Source organism: Streptomyces sp. NPDC002144, assembly GCF_053593695.1.
The window spans coordinates 265,723-285,532 of sequence record NZ_JBSFDB010000010.1 but is presented as its reverse complement, the minus strand read 5'-3'; the positions used below and the strand labels follow the sequence as shown (position 1 = coordinate 285,532).

At 71.1% G+C, this 19,810-nt stretch carries 19 protein-coding genes; 7 read left to right on the top strand and 12 right to left on the bottom strand.

Translation table 11 applies throughout. The features are described 5' to 3' along the window. Window positions 1-175: 175 nt before the first annotated feature. The 7 genes from ACWCQ1_RS18205 to ACWCQ1_RS18175 form a co-directional block, all read right to left on the bottom strand. Window positions 176-1,834 carry a dipeptide ABC transporter ATP-binding protein gene (locus ACWCQ1_RS18205; protein WP_133044504.1) on the bottom strand — a complete coding sequence of 553 codons (1,659 nt, stop codon included), beginning with the start codon at window positions 1,832-1,834 and terminating at the stop codon, window positions 176-178. After that, window positions 1,831-2,829, bottom strand: coding sequence for an ABC transporter permease (locus ACWCQ1_RS18200; protein WP_451026877.1), 999 nt, complete (start codon window positions 2,827-2,829; stop codon window positions 1,831-1,833). Before ACWCQ1_RS18200 ends, ACWCQ1_RS18205 begins: the two co-directional genes overlap by 4 nt. Next, complete coding sequence (locus ACWCQ1_RS18195) at window positions 2,826-3,812, bottom strand: ABC transporter permease (protein ID WP_451026876.1); 987 nt, start codon at window positions 3,810-3,812, stop codon at window positions 2,826-2,828. Before ACWCQ1_RS18195 ends, ACWCQ1_RS18200 begins: the two co-directional genes overlap by 4 nt. Window positions 3,813-3,816: 4 nt before the next feature. Continuing rightward, window positions 3,817-5,535, bottom strand: a complete 1,719-nt coding sequence (locus ACWCQ1_RS18190) for an ABC transporter substrate-binding protein (protein ID WP_451026875.1) — start codon at window positions 5,533-5,535, stop codon at window positions 3,817-3,819. 185 nt (window positions 5,536-5,720) lie between these two features. Then, window positions 5,721-5,813 carry an Ms4533A family Cys-rich leader peptide gene (locus ACWCQ1_RS18185; RefSeq protein WP_358594159.1) on the bottom strand — a complete coding sequence of 31 codons (93 nt, stop codon included), beginning with the start codon at window positions 5,811-5,813 and terminating at the stop codon, window positions 5,721-5,723. Window positions 5,814-5,869: 56 nt separating this feature from the next. Continuing rightward, on the bottom strand, window positions 5,870-7,378 hold the full coding sequence (locus ACWCQ1_RS18180; protein WP_451026874.1) for a DUF3152 domain-containing protein: 1,509 nt from the start codon (window positions 7,376-7,378) through the stop codon (window positions 5,870-5,872). 8 nt (window positions 7,379-7,386) lie between these two features. Then, window positions 7,387-8,556, bottom strand: a complete 1,170-nt coding sequence (locus tag ACWCQ1_RS18175; protein ID WP_133044499.1) for an alpha/beta fold hydrolase — start codon at window positions 8,554-8,556, stop codon at window positions 7,387-7,389. A 269-nt stretch (window positions 8,557-8,825) separates the two neighbouring features. Between ACWCQ1_RS18175 and ACWCQ1_RS18170 the strand changes: the two genes are divergently transcribed. The 4 genes from ACWCQ1_RS18170 (at window position 8,826) to ACWCQ1_RS18155 (ending at window position 10,752) form a co-directional block, all read left to right on the top strand. Beyond that, the gene (locus ACWCQ1_RS18170) at window positions 8,826-9,050 is read left to right on the top strand and encodes a hypothetical protein (RefSeq protein WP_133044498.1); all 225 of its coding nucleotides are present in this window, start codon (window positions 8,826-8,828) and stop codon (window positions 9,048-9,050) included. Window positions 9,051-9,255: 205 nt separating this feature from the next. Beyond that, on the top strand, window positions 9,256-9,900 hold the full coding sequence (locus tag ACWCQ1_RS18165; protein WP_133044497.1) for a TetR/AcrR family transcriptional regulator: 645 nt from the start codon (window positions 9,256-9,258) through the stop codon (window positions 9,898-9,900). A gap of 177 nt (window positions 9,901-10,077) precedes the next feature. Next, a complete protein-coding gene (locus tag ACWCQ1_RS18160; protein WP_133044496.1) occupies window positions 10,078-10,305 on the top strand; it encodes a DUF3107 domain-containing protein in 228 nt (75 codons plus the stop codon). Between the two features lie 174 nt (window positions 10,306-10,479). After that, entirely contained in the window at window positions 10,480-10,752 is a 273-nt protein-coding gene (locus tag ACWCQ1_RS18155) for a hypothetical protein (protein ID WP_208779906.1), read from the top strand. Window positions 10,753-10,955: 203 nt separating this feature from the next. On the opposite strand, the gene ACWCQ1_RS18150 is transcribed toward ACWCQ1_RS18155, so the two are convergent. Further along, the gene (locus tag ACWCQ1_RS18150) at window positions 10,956-11,693 is read right to left on the bottom strand and encodes a ferritin-like domain-containing protein (protein WP_207929807.1); all 738 of its coding nucleotides are present in this window, start codon (window positions 11,691-11,693) and stop codon (window positions 10,956-10,958) included. Window positions 11,694-12,164: 471 nt separating this feature from the next. Between ACWCQ1_RS18150 and ACWCQ1_RS18145 the strand changes: the two genes are divergently transcribed. Together ACWCQ1_RS18145 and ACWCQ1_RS18140 are read left to right on the top strand one after the other, a co-directional pair. Further along, window positions 12,165-14,840 (top strand): DEAD/DEAH box helicase, encoded by a 2,676-nt coding sequence (locus tag ACWCQ1_RS18145; RefSeq protein ID WP_451026873.1) that lies wholly within the window; start codon window positions 12,165-12,167, stop codon window positions 14,838-14,840. Window positions 14,841-15,066: 226 nt separating this feature from the next. Next, window positions 15,067-15,948 (top strand): alpha/beta fold hydrolase, encoded by an 882-nt coding sequence (locus ACWCQ1_RS18140; protein WP_451026872.1) that lies wholly within the window; start codon window positions 15,067-15,069, stop codon window positions 15,946-15,948. 37 nt (window positions 15,949-15,985) lie between these two features. On the opposite strand, the gene ACWCQ1_RS18135 is transcribed toward ACWCQ1_RS18140, so the two are convergent. Then, a complete protein-coding gene (locus tag ACWCQ1_RS18135) occupies window positions 15,986-16,879 on the bottom strand; it encodes an NYN domain-containing protein (protein WP_358594175.1) in 894 nt (297 codons plus the stop codon). A gap of 182 nt (window positions 16,880-17,061) precedes the next feature. Between ACWCQ1_RS18135 and ACWCQ1_RS18130 the strand changes: the two genes are divergently transcribed. Next, window positions 17,062-17,214: a hypothetical protein gene (locus ACWCQ1_RS18130; RefSeq protein WP_133044490.1), complete on the top strand. Its 153-nt coding sequence runs from the start codon at window positions 17,062-17,064 to the stop codon at window positions 17,212-17,214. A gap of 118 nt (window positions 17,215-17,332) precedes the next feature. Here ACWCQ1_RS18130 and ACWCQ1_RS18125 read toward each other — a convergent pair whose 3' ends face one another. The 3 genes from ACWCQ1_RS18125 to ACWCQ1_RS18115 form a co-directional block, all read right to left on the bottom strand. Beyond that, a complete protein-coding gene (locus tag ACWCQ1_RS18125; protein WP_133044489.1) occupies window positions 17,333-17,938 on the bottom strand; it encodes a MarC family protein in 606 nt (201 codons plus the stop codon). 64 nt (window positions 17,939-18,002) lie between these two features. Further along, the gene (locus tag ACWCQ1_RS18120) at window positions 18,003-18,860 is read right to left on the bottom strand and encodes a PHP domain-containing protein (RefSeq protein WP_133044488.1); all 858 of its coding nucleotides are present in this window, start codon (window positions 18,858-18,860) and stop codon (window positions 18,003-18,005) included. Window positions 18,861-19,000: 140 nt separating this feature from the next. Then, on the bottom strand, window positions 19,001-19,642 hold the full coding sequence (locus ACWCQ1_RS18115; RefSeq protein WP_133044487.1) for a DUF6758 family protein: 642 nt from the start codon (window positions 19,640-19,642) through the stop codon (window positions 19,001-19,003). Window positions 19,643-19,810 lie beyond the last annotated feature (168 nt).

The window sequence follows — 19,810 nt, the reverse complement described above, 5'->3', positions numbered from 1 at the left end:
ACCTCTGTCGGTTTTTTTTTGGGTCTTGATTTACGGAGGGGGTAAAATCGTGCGGGCGGCGGGGGGCGGCGCCGTCGGCCTGTCGGCCGCCCCCCCACCAAAAGGGGTGAACGGTCGTAACTTTCCCGTGCGAGTCGCGTTCGATCGCGCTACGAGATCATCCGGATACGTACGGTCAGGCTGCGGCCAGCTCTCGTCGGGCCGCTCTGCGCCGGGCCGCGACCTCGGGGTCGAGGGCTGGTACGGCGGCCAGGAGCTGCCTGGTGTACGGGTCCTGGGGGTTGTCGTACACCTCGTCGGCGGTCCCGGACTCCACGATCCGGCCCTGGCGCATCACCGCGACGCGGTCGCTGACCTGGCGGACCACGGCGAGGTCGTGCGCGACGAAGACCAGGGCGAGGCCGAGTTCGCGCTGGAGTTCGGCGAGCAGGGCGACGACCTGGGCCTGGGTGGTGACGTCGAGCGCGGAGACGGGCTCGTCGCAGACGATCACGCGCGGGTCGGCCGCGAGCGCCCGCGCGATGCCCACGCGCTGGCGCTGGCCGCCGCTGAACTCGTGCGGGTAGCGGTCGTAGTGCGGCCCTTCGAGCCCCACCCGCTCCAGCAGTTCCGTCACGCGCCCCCGGATGCGTACCTCGTCGCGCTCGCCGCGCGCGCGGAGCGGGTCGGCTATCGACTCGCCCACGCTGCGGCGGGGGTTGAGGGACGAGACCGGGTCCTGGAAGACCATCTGCACCGCCGGATTCACCCCCACGCGCGCGTGGCCGTCGTCCCGGACCTCGCCCGCGGTCGGCTCCAGCAGCCCGACCAGCATCCGGCCCAGGGTCGTCTTGCCGCTGCCGCTCTCGCCGACGACCCCGAGGGTCTCCCCCCGGCGTACGGTCAGCGACACGTCGTCCACGGCGGTGAACGCCCGCTTGCCGCGCCCGAATTCACGCCGTAGCCCGACGGCCTCCAGGACGACGTCCTCGGTGGAGGACGGCACGTCCGGGCCTGCCTCCGTCCGGCCCTCGGGGGAGGCGCCGCCCTGGACCTCCCGCGCAGGGAACTCCGCGCGTGGCACCTCCACGCGCGGGACCGCGGCCAGCAGTTCGCGCGTGTACGTCTCCGCGGGCGCTCCCAGCACGTCCGCCACGGGGCCGTGCTCGACCACGCGTCCGTGCCGCATGACCAGCACCTCGTCGACGCTCTCGGCGGCCACGCCCACGTCGTGGGTGACGAGCAGCAGGCCCATCCCGGTCTCCTCGCGCAGGGTGTGCAGCAGGTCGAGGATCTGCGCCTGGACGGTCACGTCCAGCGCGGTGGTCGGCTCGTCGGCGATCAGCAGGTCGGGCTCGCAGGACAGCGCCATGGCGATGAGCGCGCGCTGGCGCATGCCGCCGCTGAACTCGTGCGGACGGGAGCGGGACCGGCGTTGTGCGTCCGGAATCCCAACCCGGTCCAGCACCTCCACCGCACGCGCGCGTGCCGCTCGTCGCGACACGCGCGTGTGCACGCGGTACACCTCGGCGATCTGGTCGCCGATCGCGTAGTAGGGGTCGAGGGAGGACAGCGGGTCCTGGAAGACCATCGCGGCCTTCGCACCGCGCAGCCGCCGCAACTCCTCCTCGGGCGCCTTGCGTACGTCGACGCCGGCGACCTCGACCGAGCCGCCGACCCGCGCTCCCGTGCCGCGGTGCAGACCCAGCAGAGCCGAGGCGACGGTGGACTTGCCTGAGCCGGACTCGCCGACCAGGGCCAGGGCGGCGCCCTGCGCCAGCGTGAAGGAGAGGCCGTCGACGGCTCTGAGGTCGCCGAACTCGACGGTCAGATCCGTGACTTGGACGAGACTCACGTCAGTACCACCCGTCGGTCGGCCACCGCGTACAGCACGTCCGCGACGGCGTTGGCGAGGACCACGAAGAACCCGATGACCAGGACCATGCCGACGACGACCGGCAGGTCGACCACATTGACCGCGTGGACGAGTTCCTGGCCGATGCCGGGCAGGCCGAAGAGGGTCTCGGTCAGCACCGCGCCACCCACCATCGCGCCGACGTCGTTGGCGTTCAGCGCGATGATCGGCGCGAGGGCGCCGCGCAGGGCGTGGCGGCCGACGATCGACCGCTCGCCGACGCCGTAGGCCCGGAAGGTGCGGATGTGGTCCTCCGCGAGCGTCTCCAGCATCGACGCCCGGGTCAGCCGGGCGAAGTAGGCCGCCTCGCCGAGGGCGAGGGTCAGCCAGGGCAGCAGCAGGTTCCACATCCACTGCTCGGGGTCGTCGGAGAGGGGGACGTACTCCGGGAACGGAAGCAGTTCCAGTTGCCCGCAGACCACGATCACCAGGACGAGGCCGATGACGAAGGACGGTGTGGCGACGCCCGCGAGGGTCACACCGGTCAGGGCCCGCTCGCTCAGCCGGCCGCGCCGCCAGGCGGAGAGCACGCCGGTGCCGACGCCCAGCAACAGCCAGAGCACCATCGCGCCGAGCACCAGCGACAGGCTGACGGGGAGCTTGCCCACGATGATCTGCATGACCTGCTGGTCGCTCTGGTACGACAGCCCGAGGCAGGGCGCCGAGCAGTGCTCCACGGACGTGCCGGTCGAGTAGTCCTGGCCGACGACGACGCCCTGCAGGAAGTGCCAGTAGCGCAGGTACAGCGGGTCGTCGAGCTTGAGCTGCTGGGCGACCTGGTGGACCTGTTCGGGCGAGCAGCGCGGACCGCAGGTGATCTGGGCGACGTTGCCGGGAGTGGCGTAGAAGACCACGTAGACGATCACCGAGATGGCGAGCAGGGTGACGATCGCGCCCAGGGCGCGGCGCAGGGCGAATCCGGTGAAGCCGGTCATGCCTTCGCCTCCCCCTTGCGACCGGTGCCGACGCGCAGGCGCGAGGCCGCGCGCGGGTCCAGGGCGGTGCGTACGCCGTCGCTGAGGACGGTGAGGGCGAGGACGGTCACGAAGAGCGCGCCCGCGGGCAGCAGCAGGTACTGCGGGGCGGCCTGGTACCAGACGTTAGCCGACGTGAGCATCTGTCCCCAGGACGGGGTCGGCGGTTTTACGCCGACCCCGAGGAAGGACAAGGAGGCCTCGATGCCGATGTTGACGGGCACCATCAGCGCGGCATACGTGATCACGGGTGCGGCCAGGCCGGGGAGCAGCTCGCGGCGGGCGATTCTCAGGGTGGACCAGCCGCTGAGCCGGGCGGCGGCGACGTAGTCGAGTTCCTTGAGGGTGAGCGTCGCCGCGCGGGTGATCTTGGCGATGGTGCCCCAGGCGACGAATCCGATGATGAGCGCGACCAGGACCGGCCTCGGGAAGCTGCCGGGAACGATGGCCAGCAGGGCCAACGCCATGATCATCAGCGGCATGGCCACGATGATGTCGCTGATCCGGCTCAACAGTTGATCAACCCATCGGTTGCCGAGTCCCGCGGCGATGCCGACGACGACACCGAGGAAGACCTGCACGGCGGTGGCTCCCAGCGCCACGCCCAGCGACACCCGGGCGCCGTACACCAGCCGGGCGAACAGGTCCCGCCCGGTCTGCGGTTCCACGCCCAGCCAGTGGTCGGTGCCGATCCCGCCGAAGGAGCCGGTCGGCACGCCTCCGCGCGCGGAGTCGATGAGGGACGGGTGGTAGGTGGTCGGGTCCTGGCCCTCGATCGCCGTGAGCAGCGGCGCGGCGAGCGCGACGAGGACCAGCAGCGCGACGACGGCCGCCGCGACGAGGGCGGCGCGCTGCGCTCGCAGCCGCCGCCAGAACTGACGGGCCCCCGAGACCCCCGAGGCGGACGCCTCGGGGGTCTCGGCGGCGACAAGTGCCTCGCTCACGGCGCTACTTCACCGCGACCTGCGAGATGTCCAGGACACCGGTCCAGTCGCTGATCACGACGTTCCTGATGTCCTTTCCGACCAGTCGCTTGTAGACGGGGTGGAACAGCGGCACGGTCAGCGCCTGCTCGCCGATCTTCTTGTCCAGGGCGCCCCACCTCTTGGCGGCGGCGTCAAGATCGGTCAACTTGTTGATCGCGTCAATCTCGGCATTGACCGACTTGTCATTGAGCAGGCCCGTGTTGAAGTTGGCGCCGTCCCTGACGATCTGCCGGCCGTCGAAGATCGGTGCGAGGAAGGGGCCGCCGGAGGGCCAGTCGGCGCCCCAGTGGGCGAGGAAGAACCCGGGCTCGGTCTTCACGCTGTGGACCGTGTCGGAGTAGTCGTTGTCCTCCAGACCCTGCAGCTTGACCGTGATGCCGGCCTTCTTGAGGGCGTCCTGGATGGCGGTCGCGATCTCCGGACTGGTCTCGAAGTCCTTGGCGTTGGAGTGGGTCAGGGTGACGGTGAGCCCGCTTGGGTAACCGGCCTGCTTCAACAGCTCCTTGGCCTTGGCGGGGTCGCCGGTCGCGCCCGCCGGGAAGAGGTCGTACGGCTCGTAGCCGAAGGACTTCTGGTTGGGCAGGAAGGTGGTCGCGGCCTCGGCGAGGGCGCTGCCGCCGGCCGCGTTGATCACGGACGAACGGTCGATGGCGTACGAGATCGCCTGGCGCACCTTGACGTTGTTGAACGGCTTGACCGTCGGGTTGAACGCTATGTAGTTCGTGTAGCCGAAGTGGCCGGTGCCGACGCGGGACGCGAGTTCCTTGTCGCCCGTGACCTTGGCGAGTTCGGCGGGGCCGAGGTTGGTGTCCGTCGTGACGGCGGCCGAGTCCGTCCCCTGGGACGCCGACAGCCGCTGGTTGATCACGGACGAGTCGAGCCCCGACTTCACGTCGACCTTGTCCGGGTACGCCTTGCGCTCGGCGTCCGTGGCCGCCGACCAGTAGGTGTTGCGCTCCAGGACGATGTGCTCACCGTTGTTGTCGTTCTTGACGACCTTGTAGGGGCCGGACGAGACGGGGTGCTCGGCGTACTTCGTCCCCGTGTCCTTGCTCTGGGGTACCGGCGTGAACTGCGTCTGCGTGGCCAGGTACGGAAACTCGCCCTCGGGCTTGTTCAGATGGAAGACGATGGTCCGCGCGTCCGGCGTCTCGATCGCCGACAGGCCCTTCTTGTCCTTGTACGGGCCCTGGTAGTTGGCGGCGCCGACCAGCCAGTCCCGCAAGTAGGGCGCGCCACCGGAGAGTTCGGGCGCGAAGGAGCGCTCGATGCCGTACTTGATGTCGGCGGACGTGATCGGCGTGCCGTCCTCGTACTTGAGGCCCTTCTTCAGGGTGTACGTCCACACGGTCGCGTCCTTGTTGGGGCGCCCGGTGTCGGTGGCGAGGTCGGGGACGACCTTGGCGCCGGCCGCGCCGTTCTCGCGGTTGCGGGTGGTGAGCGTACGGAAGACCAGGGACGGGACGTTTCCGCCGCCGGAGGTGTAGAGGCGGGCTGGGTCGAAGTTCTCCTGAGGGCTGGAGTTGAGCACCGTCAGGGTGCCGCCCTTGTGGGGGGTGGAGTCGCCACCGGAGCCCTTGGCATCGTTGTCTTTCGGTCCGCAGGCGGCGGCGCCCGCCGCCAGGACCAGGCCTACGGATGCCGCGGCCACACGACGGGCTGTGGGGGACGGATGACGCATCGGATGGACGACCTCTCAAATGATGAGACGGGTGGACGAGGAGTGAGACGAAAGTGAACAGACGTCTGCCCGGGCGTCAGGTCGTCGGAAAGTGCGGGCCGAAGTCACGGTCGTGAGGAGGTCACGGTCGTGACGCGGTCACGGTGAGGAAGCAGGATCGCGACGCGAACGCCTGGAGGCGGACGTCAGCGACAGTGAATGTCGGCCACACAGATGGGGGTCACGCCGATGAGCGCCAGTTCGATGGCAGCGCGACGGAGGGCGTGGGGGGTCGACATGCCCAGAAATATGTATGAACTTTCTGCTCATGTCAATGTGACATATGCGGTTGCTGTCAACTCCGGGGATACGGCCAGGGGTTGGGCAGGCAGTGGATCCCGTTGTGGTCGAGGAACTTGGTCTGCTGCTGCATCACGGGCGCGAGCTGGCCGTTCTTGGTGCACTGGACGTGGCTGTAGCCGAGTCGATGACCGACCTCGTGGTTGATCAACATCTGGCGGTACGCATGGATGTGCGCCCCATAGGTCTTCGATCCCTGTGCCCATCTGTACGCGTTGATCATGACGCGTTCGGTGGCGGCGGAATCGCAGGAGACGTTCTCCTCGCTGGTGTCCAGGTCGGACTTGGCGCACCATTTCGCGGTCGTGCCCGGGCTGGCCAGGGTGATCACGAATTCGGGTTTGCCGGAGTCGATCCGCTCGAAGGTGCGGGCGCCGTCGTGGGCCCAGCTGCGGTCGTCGTTGAGCGTCGCCTGTACCGCCTCGGCGAAGAGCTTGCCGTCCAGTCCGAGGCCCTTTTCGACATCGACCCGGTAGGTGTACTTCTGCCCCTTACCCGGTGCCTTGTCGACTCCCGGGATCGCGTCGAACTTGCCCGGGCCCCGGAGCGTGGCGCTGAGCGGGTACTTGGTGTCCATGGCCTGCGCGTACGTCAGTGTCGCCGGGGTGGGCGCGGAGGAGGGCGCCGCCGAGCCGGTACTGCCCGAGGTCCGGGCGTCCCGCGCCTGGCCGGTGGCCGACCGCGTGCGTGCGGTGGTGTCGTCGCGGCCGTGCGTGACCTGGCCGGCGACCACGACGGCCAGCACGGTGGTGACGGCGGCGGCCGCGATGCCGGTGAACGTCCGCCCCTTGGATCCCTTCGCCTGCGCGGGCACACCGGTGGGCGGCGCGTCGTCGTCATTGCCGTCGGTGTCGGAAGGGACGCCGACACCGGTGCGGTCCCACTCGGTGACGGAGCCGTACGGATCGGCGGGGTTTGCGGAGGCGCTGGTACCGGCGGAGGCGCTGGTGCGGGCGGAGGCGCTGGTACGGGGCGAGAAGACGTCGTCCTCCTCGCCGAAGGCGTCCAGGTAATCCTGCCGGGGCCCGGGCCCACCGGCGGGCGCCTGCCGTTGCCGCGGAATACTCACGACGGGCCCGGCGGAGAGCCCACGTCCGCCCACGCCCCGCTCACGCGTCAACTCTCCCCATCCACCCCCGGTTTCCCGCTGCTGCGGATGCCCACCACGCACTTCCGGAACGCCCTGCACGGGAGTACCACCGGACACGCGAGGGACACCGCGCGCGGGGGTGCCGTCAGCCGCCCCAGTTCGCCCAACTCCCCCGGGTTCGGCCGCCCGTCCCGTTCGACCGTCGACACCCCGAGGCTCAGCCGCCCGTCCGGCTCGACCGTCGGCTCCCCCAAGCCTCGCCGTCCCTCCGCGCGCGGATCCCCCGGCCCCGTCCGCCGGCCCGGCTGCACCGGAGCCGCCGGCTCCCCGAGGCCTCGGCGCGGAGCCGGGCTGTATGTCCCCTGCGTCACCCTTCGCCGCGTCCGTGCGTCCGCGGCGGCTGTGGCGTCCCACGTCGGCCCTCAGCTCCCCGTGCTCTCGGCACCGGATTCGCCGTCACCCGCAAAACCGCCGGCCTCGGCCGGAGTCGTACCGCCCGTGGCGGAACCGCGGCTGCCGGCGTCGGCGGAGACCGTGCGCTTCGCGGCGCCCCCCGCCCCGTCACCGGCGGTTGTCATCACATCCGGGGTTCCGGGGGCACCCGGACGCACCGGCCCCACCGTCACCCCGTCCGGCAACTCGCCCTTGTCCGCGAGGAGTTCGACGAACGCTCGGGCCACCGTTTCGGGGTACTCCATCATCGCCACGTGGCCCGCCTCCGGCAGGGTCAGCAGGCGGGAGTCACGGAAGGCGCGGGCCGCTCTGCGGGCCATGCGGAAGCCGACCAGCTGGTCGCGGCCGCCGTACACGAGGAGCGTCGGCGCGAGGACGCGCTCTGCCTGGCGCCAGAGCCCGTGCTGGCCGCCCAGCGTGTACGCGTTGACGATCCCGCGCGCCGACCGCGTCATCGCGTCCCAGAAGTACGTCAGCCGCAGCCGCCGCTCCATCTCCTCGACCGCGTTGCGGAAACCCTCCGGCGTCACCCGCCCGGGATCGCCGTAGCAGAGCATCAGGACGCCGCGGACCCGCTGCTCCGCCGTCCACTCCTTGGTGTAGCGGGTGAAGAGCCCGGCAACCCCCGGCAGCGCCAGCAGGGCCGTGGGCACGGCGCTGCGCTGGACGAGGAGTTCGGGCAGGGCCGGCGAGACGAGCGTGAGGGTGCGCACGAGGTCGGGCCGCAGCGCCGCGACCCGCGTGGAGACCGCGCCGCCCAGCGAGTTGCCGAACAGGTGCACCGGACCGCGCCCGGCCGAGTCGAGGTAACGGATCACCGCACGCGCGTGCCCGGTGACGGAGTAGTCCCCGTCGTCCGGCGGCGGGGAGTCTCCGAAGCCCGGCAGGTCGACCGCCTCGCCGTCGACGACGCCCTCCAGCTCCTGCATCAGCGCCGACCAGTTCTGCGAGGAACCGCCGAGCCCGTGGACGTACAGCGCGGGCGGCAGCCCCTCGCGCGCGGGGGGCCTCGAACGGATGGTCAGGGTGATCCCGGGCAATCCCACGGACCTGAGCCGCTCACCCTCGGCGACCCTGACGGGCGCCACCTTCGGGAGCACATTGGACGCCGGTACGGACGGCAGCTCGGTCGAAGACATGCGGCAATGTTACGAGACGATCACGCGAGGACCGCTGTGTTCGCCATCACAGACGGTCCGGGCACCGCACGGGCACCCGCACATACGCACGCCCCGTGCACACACCCGAACACACGCCCCGTACACACACCCGCACACCCGATAGCGTCCGCTCTGCGTGTCTCCTAGGCTCATAAAAAGGGCACCCGCGTGTGACCCCTGCTTCTTCCAGCGAGATTCGCGTGGATTCACCGGCGTGGGAAGTAGGAGACGTAGGAAGGGAGCCCACCATGGCCATCGACCCCACCGACCCCGAGACGTTCGAGGACGACGACGCCGAGACGGCGCCGGAGATCGACGTCGAGGCTCCGGAGAACGACGCGGCGGAGCAGTCCGCCCCGCTCACCCCGGACCGCGACGACCCCCTGGAGGACGTCGACCCCGGGCGGGCGGACGAGGCCGACCTCATCGAACAGCGTCGCGTCGTCTCCATCGACGAGGACGACTACCGCTGACGGGGGACATCGGCGCGCCGGAGGGCGCCGCTGAGCTGGAAAGGGGCCGCCCCCTGCCCGCTCTGGCCCGGTTTGAAACCTTCTGCGCGGCTTTCGCCGTCGTCCGGTCCGTGAAATTCTGCGCTCTCACCGCGCACACCACGGTTACCGAAAAGTACGATGGCCGCGCGGCGCACACCGCATGTGGACGACATTGGGAGGCGGCGTGACAGCCATCGAGCAGACAGAGGCGGCACGCCCGCGAGGGACGCGCCTGCCGCGCCGTGCCCGACGGAACCAGCTGCTGGGCGCCGCCCAGGAAGTCTTCGTGGCGCAGGGCTACCACGCGGCCGCGATGGACGACATCGCCGAGCGCGCCGGCGTCAGCAAGCCGGTGCTCTACCAGCACTTCCCGGGCAAGCTCGACCTCTACCTGGCTCTTCTGGACCAGCACTGCGAGTCGCTGATCCAGGCGGTACGCGGCGCGCTGGCGTCGACGACCGACAACAAGCAGCGCGTACGGGCGACCATGGACGCCTACTTCGCGTACGTCGAGGACGACGGCGGCGCCTTCCGGCTGGTCTTCGAGTCGGACCTGACCAACGAGCCCGCGGTGCGCGAGCGCGTCGACAAGGTCACGAACGAGTGCGCGGAGGCGATCTGCGACGTCATCGCCGAGGACACCGGCCTCTCGCGCGCGGAGTCGATGCTGCTGGCCTCAGGTCTCGGCGGACTCGCCCAGGTCGTGGCCCGCTCCTGGCTGCACAGCGACCGCAGCGTCCCGCGCGACCAGGCGGTGCAGCTGCTGACCTCGCTGGCCTGGCGCGGTATCGCGGGCTTCCCGCTGCACGGCGTCGAGCAGCCCCACTGAAGGCAGCGCCGTCCGGAAGCAACGTCTGTGAAGGCGGGCCGGGGGACATTTGTTCCCGGTCGCTGTTCGCTCTTGGCGTTCCCGGGCGGAGCGTGCACGTCCCCTCACCGGGCTAATGTGTGCTGGGTACGGCGCGTAAAGGTCGCGCACTTCACTGACCGTCGGAGGGACATAGCCGTGGAGGTCAAGATCGGCGTGCAGCACGCGCCCCGCGAGATCGTTCTGGAGAGCGGTCAGAGTGCCGAGGAGGTCGAGCAGATCGTGGCCGAGGCGCTGGCCGGGAAGTCGCAGCTGCTGACCCTCGTGGACGAGCACGGCCGCAAGGTCCTCGTCCCGGCGGAGCGTCTCGCCTATGTGGAGCTGGGCGAGCCGGCCCCGCGCAAGGTGGGCTTCGGCGCGCTGTAGCAGGACAGCTGGGAAGACGGCACGGAGGGGCCCGGCGACCGACAGGTCGCCGGGCCCCTTTTTCCTCCACATGCGGGACACAAGTGCCGCACAGAGGAGGATTGCATTCCGCAGGTCACGGGTATGACGGGCTACGACCGTGATGGGCAGTGTGGCCGTGTGGGAGGGACCCCCATGATGTTGTTCGAAGCGCTCGGCTCCGCCCTGCTCGGCCTGGTCCTGGCGTGGGCTGCGGACCGCCGCCTCGGCCATCGACTGCCGGCCCGTTCCCTGGTCCTCGCGACCGGTGTCGCCGGAGCCCTCTTCGGCGCCTTCGTCACCGACAGCGCCTTCGACCCCGGCAACGTCCTCCTGGTCCTGCTCGGCGCGGCCATCGTCTCGGCGGCCTCCGTGTCGCTGCTTCTGCGCCCGTCGGGGCGACTCCGCCGGCGCCAGGCGCCGGCGTGACAAGGCGGCAGCGACTCACAAGTCTCAAGAACCTCAAGGGACTACGCCCCGAGGGACGACCCGAGGCACGTCACAAGGGACGCGCCCACGGACCTCTCCAGGGACATCTCCGGGGACAACGACCGAAGAGACGTCCCAAGGGACGACGACCTGAATGACGTCGGCGGCAACGCCCTTGAGCGGCGCGGGGCCGACGCGGAGCGCTAGGCCGCCAGCCCCAGCGCGGCCATCCGCTTGGTGTGCGCCTCGGTGATCCGCGAGAACATCCGCCCCACCTCGGCGAGATCGAACCCGTCGGCGACCCCGCCCACGAGCATCGTGGACAGCGCGTCGCGGTCGGCGACGACCCGCTGGGACTGGGACAGCGCCTCGCCCATCAACCGCCGCGCCCACAGCGCGAGTCGCCCGCCGACCCGCGGATCGGCGTCGATGGCGGCCCGTACCTTCTCCACCGCGAAGCCCGCGTGGCCCGTGTCGTCCAGCACGGCCAGCACCAGCTCGCGCGTGTCCGAGTCGAGCCGGGCCGCGACCTCCCGGTAGAAGTCACTGGCGATCGAGTCGCCGACGTACGCCTTGACCAGCCCCTCCAGCCAGTCCGACGGCGCGGTCTGCTTGTGGAAGCCGTCCAGCGCGGCGACGAACGGCTCCATCGCGCGCGTGGGCTCCTCCCCGATCTCCGTCAGCCGGTTCCGCAGCCGCTCGAAGTGGTGGAACTCGGCCGACGCCATCTTCGCCAGCTCCGCCTTGTCCGCCAGCGTGGGCGCCAGCTTGGCGTCCTCGGCGAGCCGCTCGAACGCCGCGAGCTCGCCGTACGCGAGGGCGCCGAGCAGGTCGACGACCGCGGCACGGTACTGGGGGTCCGAGGAGGACCGGTCCCAGTTCTGGGCGGCCACTCCGGTGTGCTCGGCGGGTGCGTCAGAGGTGTTGTCAGGCGTCGTCATGCAGCGCACAATAGTCCGCTCGTCGAGCTGGGGAAGTCCCTGGTCAATCAGTGTGATGACGGCTACGTGACCAAATCGGCCATCGCGTGTGCGTGATTCCGGGGTATGGTGGTAATGCGCCTGCCGAGTACTCGACGGGCCGCACGTATGAGGATGCCCGGTCGGTGGCCCGATCGGCTCCGACCCGACAGCCCTCCACACCGTACGGCACATTGCGTACGGCGCCCGGAGGGACACCCTCAGCGGTACGAGCGCTAGAGCGTCGGCAGTGGTCCCGTGCCCTACGGCAAGACCGTAAGGCAGCCGACGTCCCCCGGCACGGTCCGTCAAAGACCCCCGCGCTCGCCTCGCACCGCGCCACACAGAAGAGGCAGCACCCTGACTACGACGTTCAGAGATCTCGGAATCCTTCCCGAGACCGCCGAGGCCCTCGAGGCCGTCGGCATCATCAACCCCTTCCCCATCCAGGAGATGACCCTCCCCGTCGCCCTCTCCGGCACGGACGTCATCGGCCAGGCCAAGACCGGCACCGGAAAGACGCTGGGCTTCGGCCTCCCGCTCCTCGAGCGCGTCACCGTCCCCGCGGACGTGGAGGCGGGCCGCGCGAAGCCCGAGGACCTCACCGACGCCCCGCAGGCGCTCGTCGTCGTCCCGACGCGCGAGCTGTGCACGCAGGTCACCAACGACCTGCTGACCGCGGGCAAGGTGCGCAACGTGCGCGTCCTCGCCATCTACGGCGGCCGGGCCTACGAGCCCCAGGTCGAGGCCCTGAAGCAGGGCGTCGACGTCGTCGTCGGCACGCCGGGTCGTCTCCTCGACCTGGCCGGCCAGAAGAAGCTCAACCTCAAGCACGTGAAGTGCCTGGTCCTGGACGAGGCCGACGAGATGCTCGACCTGGGCTTCCTGCCCGACGTCGAGAAGATCATCGACATGCTGCCGGTGAAGCGGCAGACCATGCTGTTCTCGGCGACCATGCCGGGCGCGGTCATCGGTCTCGCCCGCCGCTACATGTCGCAGCCCACGCACATCCGCGCCACCGCGCCGGACGACGAGGGCGCGACCGTCGCGAACACCGCGCAGTACGTCTACCGCGCGCACAACATGGACAAGCCCGAGATGGTCGCGCGGATACTGCAGGCCGAGGGCCGCGGGCTGGCCATGATCTTCTGCCGTACGAAGCGTACGGCGGCCGACCTCGCCGACCAGCTCAAGCAGCGCGGTTTCGCCGCCGGCGCGGTGCACGGCGACCTCGGCCAGGGCGCCCGCGAGCAGGCGCTGCGCGCCTTCCGCAACGGCAAGGTGGACGTCCTCGTCTGCACCGACGTCGCCGCGCGCGGCATCGACGTCGAGGGCGTCACGCACGTCATCAACTACCAGTCGCCCGAGGAGGAGAAGACCTACCTCCACCGCATCGGCCGCACCGGCCGCGCGGGCAAGAAGGGCATCGCGATCACGCTGGTCGACTGGGACGACATCCCGCGCTGGCAGCTGATCAACAAGGCGCTGGAGCTGAGCTTCAACGACCCGCCGGAGACGTACTCCACCTCCCCGCACCTCTTCGAGGAGCTGAACATCCCCGCGGGCACCAAGGGTGTCCTGCCGCGCGCCGAGCGCACGCGCGCGGGGCTGGACGCGGAGGAGCTGGAGGACCTGGGCGAGACCGGCGGCCGCGGTGGACGCGGGCGCGGTGGCCGGGGCGACCGCAACGGCCGGTCCGACTCCCGCACCGAGGACCAGGAGCGCTCGTCCCGCACGCCGCGCCGTCGCCGCCGCACTCGCGGCGGCTCCCCGACGGACGCTACGGCTGCCCCGGCGCCCGCGTCCGAGGTCACGGCCGGTGAGGAGGCGACGGCCACCCGCACGCCGCGTCGCCGTCGCCGCACCCGGGCGGGCGCCTCGTCCGAGCAGGTGACGCCGGTGAGCTCCGCGGAGACCGCCGTCGAGACGGCCGAGGGCCCGACCCTGGACGCCGAGACCGCAGCCGCCGCCAAGCCGCGCCGCCGACGCACCCGCAGGTCGGCGGAGCTGACGGCGACTCCGCAGACGCCGGCCGTCGTGGAGACGCCGACGGCCGTGGAGACGCCGGTCGCCACCGAGGCGCCGGTCGTCACGCCGGCTCCGACGGTCACGCCGGCTCCGGTCGCTGAGGAAGCCGCCGAGTCCGAGGCCGCCGCGCGCCCGCGCCGCCGTACCCGCAAGACGGCGCCGGCCGCGGAGGCCGCCGCCGACACGGCGGAGAGCACGGAGACCAAGCCCCGCACGCGCACCCGCAAGACGGCAGCAGCCGCCGCGGAAGCCGCAGTGGACACCGCCGAGGCCACCGAAGCCAAGCCGCGCCGCACCCGAAAGGTGACGGCCCCGGCCGAAGCCGCGGTCGAGACGGCCGAGGGTACGGAGGCCAAGCCGCGCCGCACCCGCAAGGCCGCTGAGCCCACCGTGGCCGTCGAGGCCCCGGAGGCGACCGAGGCCAAGCCGCGCCGCGCCCGTAAGACCGCCGCAGCGCCCGAAGCCGCGGTCGACACGGCCGAAGGCACGGAAGCCAAGCCGCGCCGCACCCGCAAGGCGACGGCCACCGCGGAGACCGCTGCCGACACGGCGGAGAGCACGGAGGCCAAGCCCCGCACGCGCACCCGCAAGACGGCAGCAGCCGCCGCGGAAGCCGCAGTGGACACCGCCGAGGCCACCGAAGCCAAGCCGCGCCGCACGCGCAAGACCGCGGCCACCGCGACGGCCGAGGAATCCGCCGTGGCCTCGCCGCGTCGGACCCGCAAGGCGGCAGCGACCGCCGAGGCGGCGCTCGACACCGCTGAGGGCGCCGAGGCGAAGCCCCGCCGCACCCGGAAGACGGCCGCGACCGCCGAAGCCGCGGTGGACACGGCCGAGGGTACGGAGGCCAAGCCGCGCCGCACGCGCAAGACCGCGGCCGGCGCGACGGCCGAGGAATCCGCCGTGGCCTCGCCGCGTCGGACCCGCAAGGCGGCCGTCGCCATCCCGGCGCAGGCCGCCGACGAGCCGGACGCCACCCCGCGCCGTCGTACGCGCAAGGCCACGGCAGCCGCCGAGGTCGCGGACGGTACGGCCGAGGCCGCGCCGAAGGCGCGTCGGACCCGGAAGGCGGTCGCCGCGACGGAGTCCACGGACGCCTGACGCGGTAGCCGCACGCACAGCCCGGACGGCCCGGTCCCACCCCAGGTGGGCCGGGCCGTCGGCGTACGCCGTGGCACCCGTGCGGAAGGCAACCGCACCCCGCACCCCAACCCACACCCCGCTCCCGACCCCAGCCCCCGCAAGCCACGCCCCACCCCCAGTCCCAACCCTCCCCCCACACCGCCCACCCCCACCCCCGAAACCTCCACCCGGTACCCTCGCCCCCATGAGCCGACCGCCGACCTTCGTTCCGCCTCCAGGAGCCCGTGTTCACACGATCCGTACCGCGCGTGGGGAGTTCGCGGCGGTGGAGTCGGTCGTGGGGGACGGCGTGGAAGCGAAGGGGACCGCGCTGATGCTGCCCGGGTTCACCGGCAGCAAGGAGGACTTCAACCCCCTGCACGCGCATCTCACGGCCCGCGGTTACCGGGTCGTCGCCCTGGACGGACGCGGGCAGTACGAGTCCGACGGGCCCGAGCTGGATGAATCCGCCTACACACAGGCGGAGTTGGCGAGGGACGTCCTCGCGCAGGCGGAAGCCGTCGGCGCACCGGTGCATCTCGTCGGGCACTCCCTCGGCGGCCAGATCGCCCGTGCCGCCGTCCTGCTCGACCACTCCCCCTTCCTCTCGCTCACCCTCATGGCCTCCGGCCCCGCCCAGATCTCCGTCCCCCAGCAGCAGCGCGTCAAGCTGCTCCAGGACGCGCTCGCCGTGATGACGATGGCCGAGGTGTGGGAGGCGATCCAGGCCATGGAGCCGCCCGAGGACACCGACGCCGGGGACCTCGACGAGGGGCTGGCCGACCGGGAGGACCTGCGGCGCCGCTGGCTGGGCAACAAGCCGGCCCAACTCCTCGCCACGGGACGCCAGTTGTGCGTCGAGCCGGACCGGGTGGCCGAACTCGCCGCCGTACCGCTGCCCTTCCACGTCCTGTCGGGCTCGCGCGACGACACCTGGCCGGTGCCGCTGCTGGACGACATGGCCCTGCGGCTGGGCGCCCACCGCACGATCGTCCAGGGCGCCGAACACTCCCCCAACACCGACAGCCCCCTGGAAACGGCGCGTGCCTTCGCCGGCTTCTGGGACCGCACCCGGAGCGAGGGCTGACCAGATCAGCGGGGTCCGCCGCCTTCCGGCGCAGCGCTCAGTACTGCGTCTGCAAGTGCTCCCAGAACCCGTCCCGCAGCGCCCGTCGCAGATCCGACTGTCCGCGCAGGGAGTACTGCAGCAGGCCCTCCGCCTCCACCAGCAGGTCCTGGTCCACCGAGCCCGGAAGGTACGGATGCCCGGGCAGCAGTTCGACCAGTGACTCGCGTCCCCGCGCCGCCAGCCATTTCGCCGCGATCTGCGCGCCGACGAAGCGGACGTCCTCCCGGGTGGGCCGGGCGGCGCCGGCCTCGTAGCCGGGGGCGGTGCGCCGGGCGACGTACGGCTTGAAGAAGTCGAGGTCGAAGGTGCGCTGGCTGTCCACCTCCCAGAGGAGGGGTTCCGCCTGGTTGCGGCCCTCGGGGGCCTCGATGCCCCAGAGGTGGACCCGGGCGCCGTACCCCTGGGCCGCCTCGACCGCCGAGACCAGGTCCTCGTCGCCGCCGAGCAGGGCCGCGTCGCTGATGGCGCGGTGGCGGGCGAGGGACTCGAGGTCGCTGCGGATGAGGGAGTCGACGCCCTTCTGCTGGTTGTTGGCGTTCAGGTTGCCCAACCGGACCTTGACGTCCGGGAGTTCGGCGATCGACTGCTGCTCGGCGGTGTGGATACGGCGTCTCGCGCCGTCGTACCAGTAGACCCGCAGCAGTCGGCTGTCCGCGAAGATGGTGCGGGCCCGGTCGATGAGCGCCTCGATCAGGCCCTCTGCGTCCAGGTCGAAGGCGCGCCGGTCCTCCGTGCCCGCCACGAGCCGCCCCGCGGCCGCGTAGAGGTACCCGGCGTCGACGAAGATCGCATGGGTCGAGGGCGTCTTGGCCACCTCGGCGAGCATGCGCTGGAGCAGCTCGTTCGTGCGGTCGACGCGGGCGCTGAGGGCCGGGAGGTCGTCGTTCATCACCTCCATTGTCCCGGCGGTCACGCTGCGAACACAACCGGTCCCGGTCAGTCTCATTCACACATCTCGCGCACCTCTTACCGGTCAGTAATTAGCCGTTCGAAAAATTTCTTTAGCGTAGGGAATGTTTGTAACACGCAGGCCGTTGACTGGATCAGAACCACGAGACGAAGGGAGAGGCCATGCGCTTCGAAATCATGCGACTCGACGAGGTCGACGGAACGCCCGTGGACAGCACTGTCGTGGACGCCGCCTCCGTCAACCGGATCGTGCAGCAGGCCGCCGCCATCGGGCAGCGCCTGTGGATCCGACCGGCCGAGAACACGGCCGCGTAACCGACCCGGCCGCGTAACCGATACAGACGCGGATCACCGACACAGACGCGGATCACCGCTGAAGCTTCAGAGCCCCCGTACGGCACCGATGCCGTACGGGGGCTCTGCGCTTGCGGGCTCAGCTCGTCCGGATCACCTGGGTGACGCCGTTGATGATCTGCTGCACGGCGATCGCCGAGAGCATCATGCCGGCGAGCCGGGTCACCAGGACGACGCCGCCGTCCTTGATGATCCGGATGATCAGCAGCGAGTAGCGCATCACCAGCCACAGCACGACATGGATGGCGAGGATCGCGCACCACACCGACACCTGCGTGGCCGTGCTGTCGGCCCTCTGCACGGCGAGGATGACGGACACGATCGCGCCGGGACCGGCCAGCAGCGGCATGCCCAGCGGCACGAGGGCCACGTTGACGTCCTTGGTCTGCTTCGGCTCGTCGGTCTTGCCGGTGAGCAGGTCGAGGGCGATCAGCAGGAGCAGCAGCCCGCCCGCGATCATCAGCGCGGGCACGGAGACGTGCAGGTAGTCGAGGATCTGGTGTCCCAGGAGCCCGAAGACGGTGATCACACCGCACGCCACGCACACGGCCTGGAAGGCCATCCGCTTCTGCACCTTGCCGGGGCGTCCGGCGGTGAGGGCGAGGAAGATCGGGGTGATCCCCGGGGGATCCATGATGACGAACAGGGTGAGGAAGAGGGAGCCGAAAACGGCAGCGTCGAACATGAGGGCCTTGCGGTGAGAAGAGGTGAACCGGGTGGAGAGGTGAACGGGGTGGCGTGGGCGGGCGTCAGGCTCCGCCGGTCCCCGGCACCGGGAACGCCCCGGTCGCCCGGCGCGTGATCTCGCCGTACACCTCGGGGTCCGTGGTGTACTCCCCGAGCACGCAGGTCTTGCGGCTGCCGTGGTAGTCGCTGGACCCGGTGGTCAGCAGCCCCAGTTCCTTGGCCAGTCCCCGCAGCCGCGCCCGGGTCCGAGCGTCGTGGTCCATGTGGTCGACCTCGATGCCGTCGAGCCCGGCGGCGGCCATCTCGGCGATCGCCGGCTCCGGCACGGTACGGCCGCGCTTGCTGGCGCCCGGATGCGCGAACACCGTCACCCCGCCGGCCGCCTTGACCAGCCGGATCGCTTCGAACGGGTCCGTCTCGTGCTTGGGCACGTAGGCCCGTCCGCCGTCCGCCAGCCAGTCGGCGGTGAACGCCTCGTCCACGCTCCGCACGACACCCAGCTCGACCAGCGCGGTGGCGACATGCGGCCGGCCGACCGAGCCGTCCCCGGCGATGCGTGCCACCTGCTCCCAGGTGACCGGCACGCCGAGGTCCCGCAGCTGGTCGACCATCGCGCGCGCCCGCGGCACCCGGTCGTCGCGCACCAGCTCGCGCTCGGCGAGCAGCTCCGGCTCCTCGGGGTCGAAGAGGTAGGCGAGCATGTGCATCGAGATGCCGTCGATACGGCAGGACAGCTCGGCGCCGGTGACGAGGGTCAGCCCGGCGGGCAGCGCGGCGATCGCCTCGGCGTAGCCGCGGGTGGTGTCGTGGTCGGTCAGCGCGACGACGTCCAGCCCGGCCGCGGCGGCGCTGCGCACCAGCTCGGCGGGGGTGTCCGTACCGTCGGAAGCCGTGGAGTGGCAGTGCAGATCAACACGCACGATGCGAACTCCAGCGATGACGAAACAGAACGGGACGCTCAAGAGTACGACACGCTCCACCCACCCCAGGGGCGCGGGGAACCGCGCGGCCGGCCCAGGACGAGCCGCAGCCACCCACGAGACGGCACCCCCCGTGGGCGCTACGGCTCCAGCAGGCGCGGCGACAACGCTCCGCAGGGAACGAGCTCGAGTTCCGCCCCCGCCTCGCGCAGATCCGTCAGCACCAGCTCGTCGTACATCAGCAGCCCGGACTGCTCGGGCCAGACGACGGCCCACAGCCACAACCCGCGCGCCTCGCCGGCGAAGACCGCGCGGTCGTCGGGGGTGGCGGCGACATGCCAGAGGGGGGTGGGGCGGCCACCGGCCAGCACCTTGGCCTGGGGCGGCTTCTCGACGCTCATGTACGGCCCCGGGTCCGGGCCGGCGATGCCCGCGTACCGCGCGCCGAGCCCGACGCCCAGTTCCTCGGCGACCAGGATCAGCTCCCCTATGCCCCCGAGCGGTCCCGGCCCCGAGCAGGCCACCGCGGTGGCGCGGCCGCCGTGCCGGTCGTCGCCGGCGCAGGCCACGCCCGTGAACAGCCAGCCGACGGGGAGGGGCCACGGCATCCACACGGGCACCTGAGTGCGGTGCACCACGACACTGAGGGCCTCGACGCTGGGCGGGACCACGGGCTGCACCGGGTGCACGGTGCCGTGCTCATCGCACTGCCACGAATCGGCGAAGAGTCCGGGAGCCCTGACCCGGCCACCACACTTCGGGCAACTGGGTTCGCCCCTCATAGGGCCCCACGGTCCTACCCCGGCACCCTCACGTCAAGGACGATCACCCGACCGGACGGAACCCTCACCTGATTCCGCACCATTCCGTCCCGGCCCAACTAGATGCCACTTGCATCAATTAGCCGCCCTAACTTACTATGTGTATATAGCAACTAAATCGACCCGGAG

What these genes read in the sequence shown, in the direction of transcription:
- ACWCQ1_RS18125 (WP_133044489.1), bottom strand. Translation starts at nt 17,938, where the DNA reads ATGTTCGACGCTGCCGTTTTCGGCTCCCTCTTCCTCACCCTGTTCGTC.
- ACWCQ1_RS18150 (WP_207929807.1), bottom strand. Translation starts at nt 11,693, where the DNA reads ATGACGACGCCTGACAACACCTCTGACGCACCCGCCGAGCACACCGGA.
- ACWCQ1_RS18185 (WP_358594159.1), bottom strand. Translation starts at nt 5,813, where the DNA reads ATGTCGACCCCCCACGCCCTCCGTCGCGCTGCCATCGAACTGGCGCTC.
- ACWCQ1_RS18135 (WP_358594175.1), bottom strand. Translation starts at nt 16,879, where the DNA reads ATGAACGACGACCTCCCGGCCCTCAGCGCCCGCGTCGACCGCACGAAC.
- ACWCQ1_RS18170 (WP_133044498.1), top strand. Translation starts at nt 8,826, where the DNA reads ATGGCCATCGACCCCACCGACCCCGAGACGTTCGAGGACGACGACGCC.
- ACWCQ1_RS18115 (WP_133044487.1), bottom strand. Translation starts at nt 19,642, where the DNA reads ATGAGGGGCGAACCCAGTTGCCCGAAGTGTGGTGGCCGGGTCAGGGCT.
- ACWCQ1_RS18140 (WP_451026872.1), top strand. Translation starts at nt 15,067, where the DNA reads ATGAGCCGACCGCCGACCTTCGTTCCGCCTCCAGGAGCCCGTGTTCAC.
- ACWCQ1_RS18190 (WP_451026875.1), bottom strand. Translation starts at nt 5,535, where the DNA reads ATGCGTCATCCGTCCCCCACAGCCCGTCGTGTGGCCGCGGCATCCGTA.
- ACWCQ1_RS18155 (WP_208779906.1), top strand. Translation starts at nt 10,480, where the DNA reads ATGATGTTGTTCGAAGCGCTCGGCTCCGCCCTGCTCGGCCTGGTCCTG.
- ACWCQ1_RS18175 (WP_133044499.1), bottom strand. Translation starts at nt 8,556, where the DNA reads ATGTCTTCGACCGAGCTGCCGTCCGTACCGGCGTCCAATGTGCTCCCG.
- ACWCQ1_RS18130 (WP_133044490.1), top strand. Translation starts at nt 17,062, where the DNA reads ATGCGCTTCGAAATCATGCGACTCGACGAGGTCGACGGAACGCCCGTG.
- ACWCQ1_RS18200 (WP_451026877.1), bottom strand. Translation starts at nt 2,829, where the DNA reads ATGACCGGCTTCACCGGATTCGCCCTGCGCCGCGCCCTGGGCGCGATC.
- ACWCQ1_RS18145 (WP_451026873.1), top strand. Translation starts at nt 12,165, where the DNA reads ATGACCCTCCCCGTCGCCCTCTCCGGCACGGACGTCATCGGCCAGGCC.